We start from the raw sequence: 13,406 nt of genomic DNA on the forward strand, positions 1-13,406 counted from the left end.
GCGCTAGCATCATGCCATGCAACCTTCCAAAGACATTTCGCGTCTCATCGAGATCATGGCAGCGCTTCGCGCGCCGGTAACGGGATGTCCGTGGGACATCGAGCAGAATTTCGAGACCATTGCCCCCTACACGATCGAGGAGGCCTATGAGGTTGCCGACGCGATCGCACGAAGTGATCTCGACGATCTGCGCCAGGAACTCGGCGACCTGCTGCTGCAGGTCGTCTACCATGCCCAGATGGCCGAGGAAGCCGGCGAATTCTCCTTCGGCGATGTCGTGGAAGCCATCACCACCAAGATGATACGGCGCCACCCGCACGTCTTCGGCGATGACAAGGCGCGCAGCGCCGGCATGGCCAAGGGCATGTGGGAAAAGATCAAGGCCGAGGAAAAAGCCGAGAAGCGCAATGCCCGCCTGGCGCGCGGGCTTGACGCGGAAGATCACGGCAGCGGTTTTCTCGACGGCATTCCCGTCGCCTTCCCCGCGCTCACCCGCGCATTGAAGCTTCAGGAAAAGGCTGCGCGCGTTGGTTTCGACTGGGGTGAAGCCGGGCCGATCCTCGACAAGATCGAGGAGGAAATCAGCGAACTACGCGAGGCGATGGACAAGGCCGACGAAGCGTCGATCAAGGATGAATTCGGCGATGTGCTTTTCGCACTGGTCAATTTCGGCCGGCATCTGAAGATCGATTCGGAGGCGGCCTTGAGCGGAACCAATGAAAAATTCCGCAGCCGCTTCCATCACGTCGAGACTGCCTTGAACGCGTCGGGACGAAGCCTTGAGGCAGCTAGCCTGGAGGAAATGGAAGAGCTCTGGCAGCAGGCGAAGAACAGAAAGTAACGATCGTTACCCGTTGTTTTTGCGATGCAATCTGCTTTCGATCTCGTCTCGCGCGGCGGCCGTCGCCTTCATCGAAATCGAAACGCTGCCATCCTCATTGTCTGTCCGCTTGACGATAACGCCGTTGCGGTAAAGCCAATCGACCATGCCGAGCTGGCTCGGCGACAATGTCAGCGTCACCGGCTCCAGCTCTCCCGACAACCGCTCTTCGATCAGCGCTGAAAGCGCGTCGATGCCCTCGCCGGTGATGGCGGAAATCGCGACGGGGGGAGCCGGCTTGCCGCTTGCGCTCTCGGCCAGCAGCCGTTCGCGATTGCCTTCGTCCAGTCTATCGATCTTGTTCCAGACTTCGACGATGCGCTTGCTGTCGGCGGCATCAACGCCGAGATCGACCAGAATATGCTCGACATCCTCCGCCTGCGCCGCCGTGTCCGGATCGGAAATGTCGCGCAGGTGGATGATGAGATCGGCCTCGACCACCTCTTCCAGCGTGGCGCGGAACGCCGCGATCAGATGGGTCGGCAGGTCGGAGATGAAGCCGACCGTATCGGACAGGATGATCGGCGTACCATGCGGCAGGCGCACGCGCCGCAGCGTCGGATCGAGCGTTGCAAACAGCATGTCCTCGGCAAGCACGCCTGCCCCGGTCAACCGGTTGAACAGCGTCGACTTGCCGGCATTGGTGTAGCCGACGATGGCGACGACCGGGAAAGGCACCTTCTTGCGCTTGGCGCGGTGAAGGTCGCGGGTCCGGCGGACCGTCTCGAGCTCGCGTTTGAGCTTGATGATCTTTTCCTGCAAAGCGCGCCGATCCGATTCGATCTGCGTTTCGCCGGGGCCGCCGAGGAAGCCTGCGCCGCCGCGCTGGCGCTCAAGGTGGGTCCAGCTGCGAACCAGCCGGCCCTTCTGGTAGTTGAGATGGGCAAGCTCGACCTGCAGCGTGCCTTCCTTGGTGCGCGCCCGCCGGCCGAAGATTTCGAGGATCAGCCCGGTGCGGTCGAGCACCTTGGCATTGGTCTCTTTTTCCAGGTTGCGCTGCTGAACCGGCGTCAGCGGATGATCGACGATAACCAGGTCCGCGTGAGTTTCACCAACGATTTGAGCGAGTTCTTCAACCTTGCCGCTGCCCAGCAGCGTTGCCGGGCGCGGATCGTTCACGGTGACGATGGCGGTGTGCACGGGCTCGAGATCGATCGCGCGCGCCAGGCCGACCGCTTCCTCCAGCCGTGCCTCGGCAGAACGCGTCAGGCGCGGACGGTTCGAGTCCTCGTCGTTGCGCTGCTGGCGCGAAAGCACCGGCACGATGACGACGGCGCTGGTCGGTTTTTCCGCAGTGGAGCGCTCCGAGCCATCGGCCCGTGATCTATGCGCCCCGTTGCCGGCGTGTTTTTCTTGAGCCAATCAGGCGCCCTGGCTTTCCTCACCATCGAACATCTGAACCGGCTGGCTCGGCATGATGGTGGAAATCGCATGTTTGTAGACGAGCTGGGAGTGCCCGTCGCGGCGCAGCAACACACAAAAATTGTCGAACGACGTCACCACGCCGGTCAGCTTTACGCCGTTGATCAAAAAGATTGTAAGTGGGTTCTTGCTCTTCCGAACCGAGTTCAGGAATAGGTCCTGAAGATTTTGCGACCGTTCCGCCATTTTTCTTATCTTTCGCCGATCCCCCGTCGATTTGCGAGCCACTGCGCCAAAATAATTGACCCATGTCAAGCGCGCAAACCACCCCTTGTCGTAAGCCACGACAAGCGGAACGAGACATATTGAAGTAAATTCCTGCTAAGCCGTTATCAGCCTGACGTTTTTTCCGCAACGTCAAAAACACCGGATGCTTCGAAAGCACAGGCGATACCACCTGCGGTTGATCGTGACATTGCAAATTGCAACGATTTCAGAGCGCTTTTTCCGATATCGACGCCGATCGGCAATCTTCAAAAAAATTCCAGGCTGACGCGAAACATCTGCTCCACATGCCGAACGGCATCAGCAAGGGCGAAGATGACGACACGATCCTTCGGCCTGATTCTCATCGCGCCGTTCGGCTTCAGCACCTGTCCGTCCCGATAGATGGCGCCGATCCGCATGCCGTCCGGCAGGTCGAGATCGCGCAGATAGCCGCCGACGAGCGGTGACGTTTCCAGCGCTTCGGCTTCGATGATCTCGGCAGCACCGCGCTGGATGCTGTGGACGGCGCGGATGCGGCCGCGCCGGACATGCTGCAGCACGCGGGAAATCGTTATCGAACCCGGATTGACGTAGGCGTCGATGCCGAGCGACTTGGTAAGGTCCTGATATGCCGGATTGTTGATCAGGACCAGATTGGCCTTGCAGCCCAGCCGCTTGGCCATGACGCTCGACAGGATGTTGACCTGATCGTTGTTGGTCAGCGCGACCATCAGGTCGGCATCCTGAATATCCGCCTCGAGCAGCAGTTTCTGCTCGAGCGCGCTGCCGTTGAGCACAACCGTGCGCCGAAGCTGGTCGGCAACGGTGACGGCACGTTCGCGCGTGGACTCGATGATCTTGATCCTGGTGCGGGTCTGGCGCTGTTCGATGGTCTTGGCGACGTACAAGCCGATATTGCCGCCACCCGCGATGACGATGCGCGTCGCCTCCTCCTCGTCGTGACCGAACAGGCCCAGGGTGCGGCGAACCTGATCCTTGGGCGTGACGACATAGGCAAGGTCACCCGGCAAAAGCTGGTCTGCCGAATGCGGTATGAACAGTTTTTGACCGCGGGTGACGCCGACGACTGTCGACAGCAGGTCCGGAAACAGCTCGCTCAACTGCGCCAGCGGCGTATGCACGACCGGGCAGTCCTCCAGGCATTCGATCGCCACCATCGCGATCTTGTTCTCGGCAAAGCGCACGACGTCGGTGGCGCCCGGCAGCGCGATGCGGCGCAGCACCATCTCGCCGACTTCCATCTCCGGCGAGATAATCACATCGATCGGCAGGTGCTCGCGCGAAAACAGGTCCTGATAATGCGGCTTGAGATAGGATTGCGCGCGAATGCGGGCGATCTTCATCGGCACATTGAACAATGCATGCGCCACCTCGCAGGCGACGATGTTGACCTCGTCGTGAAGCGTAACCGCGATGATCATGTCGGCGTTCTGCGCGCCTGCGGCTTCAAGCACTTCGGGGTGCGAGCCGTGACCGACAAAGCCGCGCACGTCCAGCGTATCGCGCACCGCCTGAATGAGTTCCGGCGCGGTATCGATGATCGAAACGTCGTTCTTCTCGGCCGCCAGGCGCTCGGCAATGCCGTAGCCGACCTGACCCGCGCCGCAGATAATCACGCGCATTTAGCGCGCCAGCCGGTGTAGTGGATCGAACACGCTTAAACCCCGAGCGATTTGAGTTTTCGGTGAAGTGCCGATCGCTCCATACCAATGAACTCGGCCGTGCGCGAGATGTTGCCGCCGAAACGGTTTATCTGCGCGATCAAATATTCCTTCTCGAACATTTCCCGCGCTTCGCGCAGCGGCAGCGCCATGATGTGCTGGTCGGACTGGTTGGGCGCCCGCGGCATGACATCTCCGATCTCCGAAGGCAGGAGATCGGCCGTTATCGGCGCATCGACATCGTCAGCGCGAACCAGAATCATCAGGCGTTCGATGTTGTTGCGAAGCTGGCGCACATTACCCGGCCAGTTATGTGCCTGCAGCACGGCCATGGCGTCATCGCCGATGCGGCGCGGCTTGATGCCTGCCTGCCTCGCGATCTGCTTGATGAAACCGTCTACCAGGTAGGGAATGTCCTCGCGACGCTCGGCAAGACCTGGCACATGCACCGGCACCACCGCCAGACGGTGATAGAGATCCTCGCGGAAACGTCCCTCGGCGATCATGCCTTCAAGGTTCTGGGCGGTCGAGGAGATGATGCGCACGTCGACCTTGACGCGCTTGGTGCCCCCTACCCGCTCGAATTGCTGATCGACGAGCACGCGCAGGATCTTGCTTTGCGTTTCGCGCGGCATGTCGGCCACTTCGTCGAGATAAAGAATGCCGCGATGGGCCTCCTCCAGCGCGCCGACCTTGCGCTCGCCACCGCCATTCGATTCAGTGCCGAAAAGCTCGATCTCCATGCGTTCGGGCGTGATCGTTGCCGAATTCACCGACACGAAGGGGCCGGTCTTGCGCGCCGAAAGCGCATGGATCGCGCGGGCCGCCTGCTCCTTGCCGGAACCCGAAGGGCCGATGATCATGACGCGGCTGTTGGTGGGTGCAACGCGGTCGATCGTCTGTCGCAACTGGCTCATGGCCGACGACATGCCGATCAGGTCGAAGGATTCGCCGCTGCGCATCTTCAGTTCGGAAACCTCGCGCTTGAGCTTCGAGGTTTCGAGCGCCCGCTCGGCGATCAGGATCAGCCGGTCGGCCTTGAACGGCTTTTCGATGAAGTCATAGGCGCCGCGCCTTATCGCCGACACCGCAGTCTCGATGTTGCCGTGGCCCGATATCATGACAACCGGTAGGCTTGGGTGCATCACCTTGATCTGATCGAGCAAAGCCAGTCCGTCGAGCCGCGAACCCTGCAGCCAGATGTCGAGGAACACCAGCCTCGGCACGCGATCGGCAATTGACGCAAGGGCGCTGTCGGCATCGTGGGCCGTGCGGGTTTCATGACCCTCGTCGCTCAAAATCCCGGCGACAAGTTCGCGGATATCTTCTTCGTCATCGACGATGAGAATGTCAGACGCCATTATCGACCTTTTCAGTTTCTCGTTCGTTTTCAACGTCTCCGCCACCTTGCCCCTTTGCCGAAGCTTCGGTGACGGAAGGAAGCAGAATGCTGATCATCGCACCGCGCCCGCCGTGGAAATCGGCGGGTGCGTCATGAAGTTCCAATTGCCCGCCATGGTCCTCGATGATCTTCTTGACGATCGCCAGGCCAAGGCCGGTGCCTTTTTCGCGTGTGGTCATATAGGGCTCGAGAAGCCGTTGGCGATTCTCGCGTGGCAGGCCCTTTCCATTGTCGATCACGTCGACACGAATCATCGTGCCCTGAAGCCGCGCCTGTATCCGGATAACGCCCGGTTCGCTGCCCTCTCGCTCGGTAGATTCGATCGCCTCGGCCGCGTTCTTGATGACGTTGCCGAATGCCTGGGACAGAAGGCGGCTGTCGAAGGTGCCCTTCAGCGGTGCGCTGCCGAAATCACGCTCGAAAGCGATGTCGGAACGGCTGACCTCGACCAGGAAGGAGGCCTCGTGCAGCGCTTCGCGCAGGTCGATGTTCCGCATTTCCGGTTTCGGCATGCGTGCGAAGGCGGAGAATTCATCGACCATACGGCCGATATCTCCGACCTGCCTGATGATCGTGTCGGTGCATTGATCGAAAACCTCGCGGTCTTCGGTGATGACCTTGCCGTAGCGGCGCTTGATGCGCTCGGCCGAGAGCTGGATCGGTGTCAGCGGGTTCTTGATTTCATGGGCAATGCGACGGGCGACGTCGGCCCAGGCGGAGGTGCGCTGCGCCTGCATCAGGTCGGTGATGTCATCGACGGTCACGACATAGGATTTCTCGCCATGCTCGTTGTCGTCTTCTTCGATCGTCACCTGCACATTGAAGGTGCGCTCCGCGCCGGCGCGGTAGAACGTTACCTGCTCGCGATAGGCAGGGCGGCCTGAACTGCGGCAGATTTCGAAGACGCGGCCGACATGCGGCAGAATGGCGGACAGGTTCTGGCCCATCGAGGTTTCGGCCGATATCGCCAGCATGGTCTCGGCGGAGCGATTGACGATGGTCACGATCCCGTATGGATCGACGCCGATGACGCCGGCCGTGACGCCAGCCAGAACGGCTTCGGAAAAGCGCCGTCTTTCGTCTACCAGATCCTTGGCTTGCAGGATTTCGTTGCGCTGCGACTTGAGCTGCAGGATCATCTTGTTGAATGTATCGCCCAGCGACGCAACATCGCCGTCGGACTGACGGACGGGCACGGAAACGTCGAGATTGCCGGTAGAGACGTCGTCGGCAGCACCGATCAACTGCCGGATCGGACGCACGAGGCGGTCCGCGACCGCGATCCCGGTCCAGATGGCCGACAAAACGACGATGAGCGTGAGCGACAGGTAAGGAAGCGCGAGCGCTACCTGCGAGGTACGGCGGTTTACTTCCAGCCCGCGATACTCGTCGGTGTTGGCACGCACGATCTCCCGGGCCTTGATGACCTCCGGATCGACGAGGCGGATCGTATAGAGGTAGACCCCTTCGATCTCCTTCAGCTTGATGATCGCACCGACAATGTTGCGGGTGCGCGGCTCGATCATCTGCGGCGTTTCATTGGCTTCTGCCGCGGCGCCCGGCGGCGGCTCCGGCATCGGGAAATCGGCGGTCGTCTGCGCGGTCATGACGAACGATCCATCCGCCTTGATCAGGGCTGCATGTGCCAGCGAACGGCCGGTGGCCTGCTGGCTCATGAAATTGCGAAAGCCGGTCCGGTCGAGGCTGTAGAGCGCCCTCGCATTGTCGAGGTCGTAGGCCATCGACAGCGTCGTGCCCATAAGATTGCGGCCGTTTTCCAGGACATAGGCGTCAGCGATGGAGAGCGAGGAATTGACGATCGTCTTGGTGCGGATTTCGAACCAGCGATCGAGGCCGATATTCAGCGTGATCGAAGCAATGATTGCCACCGCAAGCGCCGGCACCGCCGCAACCAGCGCAAACATGGTGACGATGCGTACGTGAAGGCGCGATGCCGCCTTGCCGGTTCGGCGCGCATTGAGAATGCGGTGAACCTCGCGCACCACCAGCGCGGCAAGGAACAGGATGAACCCCGCATTGGCACCGATGATGATGAGGGTGATCGTCGGATTGGGCGTAAGCGGGGTCGCGCCGACCAATATGGCAAACGACACCGCAGCGGTCAGCAGAGCGCCGACCACGGCTATGACGCCGGGCAAAGCCAGAAGCCGCCTGCCGTCAGTGCGCGCTGCCGGGAAGACAGATCGCGCGAATATTGAACTCTGAGTCGTCATGCCGCCGCTTGCAAAGCCTACAATTGCGTTGAATCTATGCAACACATTGTGGCGATTATGCAACAAAAGTGACGGCAGTGGTAATGTTTGACGCGATTGCGGCGGAAATCCACCGCGAAATCATCCCTGCTTGGAAGCCCGGTAGACGTTGACGCCGAGTTCGCGGATTTTCTTGCGCAGCGTATTGCGGTTCAAGCCCAAGAGTTCCGCGGCCTTGATCTGATTGCCGCGGGTTGCCGTCATCGACGCCAGCACCAACGGGAATTCGACCTCGGCAAGGATGCGCTGATAAAGCCCCGGCGGCGGAAGTTCGCCACCAAAGGAGGCAAAATACCGCTGGAGGAAATGTTCGACGGCCTGACCGATCGACAGATCGTCGGGAACGAGGGTACCGCCGCTCATCGTCTGCTGGTCGCCGGTTTTTAGCTCGGTCTCGATGATCTCGGGCGAGATTTCGTCCTGCGCATAAAGGGCGGCCAGCCGGCGAACCAGATTTTCCAGTTCGCGCACATTGCCCGGCCATGGATAGCGCTTCATCAGTTCGAGACCGCCGCTCGAAATGCGCTTGACCTGCAATCCCTCCGCTTCGCCCTGCTTGAAGAAATGCCGGACCAGATCGGGAATGTCCTCCGAACGCTCGCGCAGTCCCGGAAGCCGAAGCGGCACGACGTTCAAGCGGTAGAAAAGATCCTCGCGGAATAGTCCCTGATTGATCAGCGTGCGCAGATCCTTGTTGGTCGCAGCGACGATGCGCACGTCCGTCTTGATCGGCGTGCGGCCACCGACGGTGGTGTATTCCCCCTGCTGCAGCACGCGCAGGAGCCGCGTCTGCGCTTCCATCGGCATGTCGCCGATCTCATCGAGGAACAGCGTGCCGCCCTCGGCCTGTTCGAAACGGCCGGTCGAACGGTTCTGCGCGCCGGTGAAAGCGCCCTTCTCATGGCCGAACAGTTCCGATTCGATCAGGTCGCGCGGGATAGCGGCCATATTGATCGCCACGAAGGGACCGTTGCGGCGGCGGCCATATTCATGCAGCGCCCGCGCCACCAGTTCCTTGCCCGTGCCCGATTCACCCGAGATCATCACCGTCAGGTCGGTCTGCATCATGCGGGCGAGCATGCGGTAGATGTCCTGCATGGCCGCCGAGCGCCCGACCAGCGGCATCGTCTCGGGCTGGTCATCGTTGCGCGGCTCGATCTTCGGCCGCTTCGGCTCCGACAGCGCGCGGTTGACGATGTTCAGGAGTTCGGTGAGGTCGAACGGCTTGGGCAGGTATTCGTAGGCGCCGGTTTCCGAGGCGCGGATGGCGGTCATGAAGGTGTTTTGGGCACTCATGACGATGACCGGCAGTTCCGGCCGCGCCTTCTTTATGCGCGGCAGCATGTCGAAGGCGTTTTCGTCGGGCATGACCACGTCGGTGATGACCAGATCGCCCTCGCCCGCCGCCACCCAGCGCCACAGCGTGGCAGCGTTGGAGGTGACGCGAACGTCGTGCCCGAAGCGCGACAGCGCCTGATTGAGCACGGTGCGGATAGCGGCGTCGTCGTCCGCTACGAGGATATTGCCGCGGACCGTCATTTCCGGTGTCCTTCGCTTGCGCCGTCATGGTGCGGCGGCGTTTCTTTCCACGCCGGCATCAGCACACGGAACGTGGTGCCGCGGGGTGTGGAATCGCATTCGATGATGCCGCCATGCTCGCCGACGATCTTGGCGACCAGCGCCAGCCCAAGGCCGGAGCCGTTCGGCTTTGTGGTGATGAAGGGATCGAACAGGATCGGCAATATGTCTTCCGACACGCCCGGCCCGTTGTCGTGCACGCAGAACTCCAGCGGCAGCGACACGCGGTCCTGCGATCCCGCCACCGAAACGCGCATGCCGGGGCGGAAGGCGGTGGAGAGTGTGATTTCACCGTCGGGCTTCGAGCCTATGGCTTCGGCCGCATTCTTGATCAGGTTGAGAAAAACCTGAATGAGCTGGTCACGGTTGGCAAAGACCGAAGGAAGCGATGGATCATACTCTTCCAATATATTGATCTTGTTTGCAAAACCGTTCTTGGCTAGCGCCTTCACATGGTCGAGGACGATATGAATATTGACCGGATAGCGGTCGATCGGGCGCTCGTCCGAAAAGACCTCCATGCGATCGACCAGCGAGACGATGCGGTCGGTCTCGTCGGTGATCAGCCGCGTCAAAGCGCGATCCTCGTCGGAAACCGCCGTCTCGAGAAGCTGTGCTGCGCCGCGAATGCCGGACAGCGGGTTCTTGATCTCATGCGCCAGCATCGCCGCAAGCCCAGTCACGGAACGCGCTGCCCCGCGATGCGTCATCTGCCGATCGATCTTGTCGGCCATCGACCGTTCCTGGAACATCACGACGACCGAGCCCGGCAGTTCCGGCACCGGCGCGACATAGATGTCGACGACCTTCTCGATGCCGAGACGCGGCGAAGACACATCGACGCGATATTCGTTGACGGGTGCGCGCCGTTCACGAACCTGTTCGACCAGCGCCAGGATCGGGCTGCCGAACGGTACGAACCGCGCCAGCGTGTTGCGCGCCAGAACATTTGCGCTGGAGCGAAAGAAGTCCTCGGCATCGGCGTTGGCATAGGAGATAAAATCGTCCGGCGCGATCATGACGACCGGTCGGCGGATCGTATTCAACACGATCTGGGCCGCATCCGCAGCGCTCACCGGTGTGTCCATTATGCTCATGCAGCGTTCCTCGCAGGCTCGGCTTGCGCCGCAAAAGCCTGTCTCAATGTCCGGATTACGATGGCCGGGTCGAAGGATGTCAGGATTGTCGTCCGCAGCTCAGCCGCCAAGCTGTCGGCATGGCGATCCAGATACCAGCCGAGATGTTTTCTCACCTGACGCAGGCCGCTCTCCACGCCGTAATGCGCCAGCATGTCCTCGTAGTGAGCGACCACATAGTCGGCCAGCTTTTCGGGTGTTTGCGGCAGCCCCGGCGCGACAATGTTCGCCGCTGCCGCGGCAATCATGCCCGCAGCCCACGGCGATCCATAGCTTCCGCGCCCGACCATCACGGCATCGGCGCCGGATTGCGCGAGAATGCCGGCTGCCTCAGCGGCTGTGCAGACGTCGCCATTGGCGACGACGGGAATGGATACAGCTTCCTTCACGCGCGCGATTGCCCGCCAATCGGCCTTGCCCTGGTAGAACTGGCAGCGGGTGCGGCCGTGGATAGTTACCATCTTCACCCCCGCCTGCTCTGCCCGGCGTGCGAGGATCGGCGCGTTGAGCGCGCTTTCGTCCCAGCCCAGGCGCATCTTCACCGTAACCGGCACATCGACAGCACCGACGACCGCGTCGATCAGCGTCAGTGCATGGTCGAGGTCGCGCATCAGCGCCGAGCCGCAATAGCCGCCGGTTACCTTCTTGGCCGGGCAGCCCATGTTGATATCGACGATATCGGCACCTTCGCCGGCAGCAATCCGCGCGCCTTCGGCCATATGCGCTGCCTCGCGGCCGGCTAGCTGGACCATATGCACAGGCAATCCTGAATGTCTGATGCGTCGCGCCGATTCGGCGTGACCCTTGGCCAGTTCCCCGCTGGCTACCATTTCGGAGACAACGAGCCCTGCCCCATGCGCGTAGGCGCGTTCACGGAACGGCAAGTCCGTGACACCGGACATCGGCGCGAGAAAAACGCGATTGCGGATTTTGACGCCACCGATTTCGAGCGGTTTGGCAAGGTCCGTGAAATCAGGCATGCACAAATACCAAGCAATCCTTCTTGTTGCACATTCTCTAGCCAGTTTTGGCTGCGCATGCAACGTCGAAGTGTTTCAACAATGTGGCGGTTTCGGGAAATCGCTGGCCTTCGGGCCGGGCTGCGACTATGCGTCTCGCATGGCTATAGAGCAACCTGAATCAACCGCAAAGCGGTCCATCGCGGCGATCATCCTTGCCGCCGGCCGCGGCGAGCGCGCCGGGCAAACCGACGGTCCCAAGCAGTATCGCAGGATCGGCGGGCGGGCCGTCATAGCCTGGACGCTGGATGCTTTCTCCAGCCACCCAAGCATCGGACCTATCGTCGTTGCGATACATCCTGATGACGATGCGCTTTTCAGCGAGGCAGCAGGCGCGCTCCCCGACCGGGTGGTGACAGTGAAAGGCGGCAGAACACGCCAGGAATCGACATGGCTTGCGCTGCAGGCGCTTGACAGCCACCAGCCGGAAGCCGTGCTCATTCATGATGGCGTGCGTCCGTTCGTCGATGCATCAATGATCGACCGCGTGATTGCCGCCATCGATGAAAAGCATGGCGCGCTGCCCGCTTTGCCCGTTTCCGACACGCTGAAGCGCGAGGCCGCGGATGGCACCATCGCGGAAACGATTTCCAGGTCGGGCCTGCATGCGGCGCAGACGCCGCAGGGTTTTCCGTTCGATCTGATCCGCGAAACGCATCGCCGCGCATTCGAGGCAGGACGCATCGATTTCACCGACGACGCAGCCATTGCCGAATGGGCTGACATTCCGGTACGGATCGTCCTCGGCTCGCCCGACAATGTCAAACTCACCTGGGCAAGGGATATTTTCATGGCAGATCAACGCCTTGGCGGACGCAGTTCGAGCTTTCCCGATGTCCGCACCGGCAATGGCTATGACGTGCATTCCTTCGAGCCCGGCGATCATGTCACGCTTTGCGGCGTTGCCATTCCGCACGGCAAGCGGCTCTCCGGCCATTCCGACGCCGATGTCGGGCTTCATGCCCTGACCGACGCGCTGTTGGCGACCTGCGGCGCCGGCGATATAGGCACGCATTTCCCGCCTTCCGATCCGCAATGGAAGGGAGCCGCCTCCCACATTTTCGTGGAGCATGCAGCGAAGATCGTGCGCTCCAACGGCGGCCGGATCGCCAATGCCGACATCACCCTGATTTGCGAAGCGCCGCGCGTCGGCCCGCACCGCGAGGCGATGACAGAGGCCCTGTCGAAAATGCTCGGAATCACCAAAAATCGTATCTCCATAAAGGCGACCACCAATGAAAAGCTAGGGTTTGTCGGCCGCGAGGAAGGCATAGCGGCAATCGCGACCGCCAGCGTCGTTTATCCGGGGGAACTGCCCGAATGAGCGATCTTGAGCAACTGGCGATCGCCTTTCTCAAGGCATGCCGCGACCACGACATCATGGCCGCCACGGCGGAATCCTGCACCGGCGGTATGATCGCCGCAGCCCTGACCGACATAGCGGGATCGTCCTCTGTGGTCGATCGCGGCTTTGTCACCTACTCCAATGAAGCCAAGATGGAGATGCTCGGCGTTTCCGGCGCGACGCTCGACGCTTATGGCGCGGTTTCGCGCGAGACCGCATATGAGATGGCAGCGGGAGCGCTTAGCCGTTCCAGGGCAGGCATCGCCATGGCGGTTACGGGCGTCGCCGGACCGGACGGCGGTTCGCCGGAGAAGCCGGTCGGCCTCGTCTGGTTTGGTCTTGCGATAAAGGATTGGCCCATCATCACGGAAAGCCACGTCTTCGAGAACAACGGCCGCGATTTCATCCGCCGCGAAACGGTGCGGACCGCACTGGAAATGGGCCTTAGAGAACTGGGCTAGC

Annotated in this window: 11 protein-coding genes; 3 read left to right on the plus strand and 8 right to left on the minus strand. The window is 61.4% G+C overall.

Annotation, left to right across the window (positions count from 1 at the left end; all coding sequences use genetic code 11):
* Nucleotides 1-16 precede the first annotated feature (16 nt).
* On the plus strand, nt 17-841 hold the full coding sequence (gene mazG, locus G6N74_RS02720; RefSeq protein WP_165113988.1) for a nucleoside triphosphate pyrophosphohydrolase: 825 nt from the start codon (nt 17-19) through the stop codon (nt 839-841).
* A 6-nt stretch (nt 842-847) separates the two neighbouring features.
* Here the strand turns inward: mazG and hflX are convergent, their stop codons facing one another.
* The 8 genes from hflX to dusB all read right to left on the minus strand — a co-directional run bounded on the left by hflX (nt 848) and on the right by dusB (nt 11,560).
* Nucleotides 848-2,242: a GTPase HflX gene (gene hflX / locus G6N74_RS02725; RefSeq protein ID WP_165113990.1), complete on the minus strand. Its 1,395-nt coding sequence runs from the start codon at nt 2,240-2,242 to the stop codon at nt 848-850.
* A complete protein-coding gene (gene hfq / locus G6N74_RS02730) occupies nt 2,243-2,488 on the minus strand; it encodes an RNA chaperone Hfq (protein WP_006202172.1) in 246 nt (81 codons plus the stop codon). It abuts the gene before it with no gap.
* Nucleotides 2,489-2,775: 287 nt separating this feature from the next.
* A complete protein-coding gene (gene trkA / locus G6N74_RS02735; protein ID WP_165113992.1) occupies nt 2,776-4,152 on the minus strand; it encodes a Trk system potassium transporter TrkA in 1,377 nt (458 codons plus the stop codon).
* 35 nt (nt 4,153-4,187) lie between these two features.
* A complete protein-coding gene (ntrX, locus tag G6N74_RS02740; RefSeq protein WP_165113994.1) occupies nt 4,188-5,552 on the minus strand; it encodes a nitrogen assimilation response regulator NtrX in 1,365 nt (454 codons plus the stop codon).
* On the minus strand, nt 5,542-7,827 hold the full coding sequence (locus G6N74_RS02745; protein ID WP_165113996.1) for a sensor histidine kinase NtrY-like: 2,286 nt from the start codon (nt 7,825-7,827) through the stop codon (nt 5,542-5,544). Before G6N74_RS02745 ends, ntrX begins: the two co-directional genes overlap by 11 nt.
* A gap of 120 nt (nt 7,828-7,947) precedes the next feature.
* A complete protein-coding gene (gene ntrC, locus G6N74_RS02750) occupies nt 7,948-9,405 on the minus strand; it encodes a nitrogen regulation protein NR(I) (RefSeq protein WP_165113998.1) in 1,458 nt (485 codons plus the stop codon).
* A complete protein-coding gene (locus G6N74_RS02755; protein WP_165114001.1) occupies nt 9,402-10,541 on the minus strand; it encodes a two-component system sensor histidine kinase NtrB in 1,140 nt (379 codons plus the stop codon). Before G6N74_RS02755 ends, ntrC begins: the two co-directional genes overlap by 4 nt.
* Entirely contained in the window at nt 10,538-11,560 is a 1,023-nt protein-coding gene (gene dusB / locus G6N74_RS02760; protein ID WP_165114003.1) for a tRNA dihydrouridine synthase DusB, read from the minus strand. The genes G6N74_RS02755 and dusB overlap by 4 nt, the downstream gene beginning before the upstream one ends.
* A gap of 139 nt (nt 11,561-11,699) precedes the next feature.
* Here dusB and G6N74_RS02765 point away from each other — a divergent pair, with 139 nt between their 5' ends.
* Entirely contained in the window at nt 11,700-12,923 is a 1,224-nt protein-coding gene (locus G6N74_RS02765; protein ID WP_165114006.1) for a bifunctional 2-C-methyl-D-erythritol 4-phosphate cytidylyltransferase/2-C-methyl-D-erythritol 2,4-cyclodiphosphate synthase, read from the plus strand.
* The gene (locus tag G6N74_RS02770) at nt 12,920-13,405 is read left to right on the plus strand and encodes a CinA family protein (RefSeq protein ID WP_165114008.1); all 486 of its coding nucleotides are present in this window, start codon (nt 12,920-12,922) and stop codon (nt 13,403-13,405) included. The genes G6N74_RS02765 and G6N74_RS02770 overlap by 4 nt, the downstream gene beginning before the upstream one ends.
* The last annotated feature ends 1 nt before the right edge of the window (nt 13,406 follow it).

Source organism: Mesorhizobium zhangyense (assembly GCF_011045115.1).
Taxonomy (GTDB): domain Bacteria; phylum Pseudomonadota; class Alphaproteobacteria; order Rhizobiales; family Rhizobiaceae; genus Mesorhizobium_M; species Mesorhizobium_M zhangyense.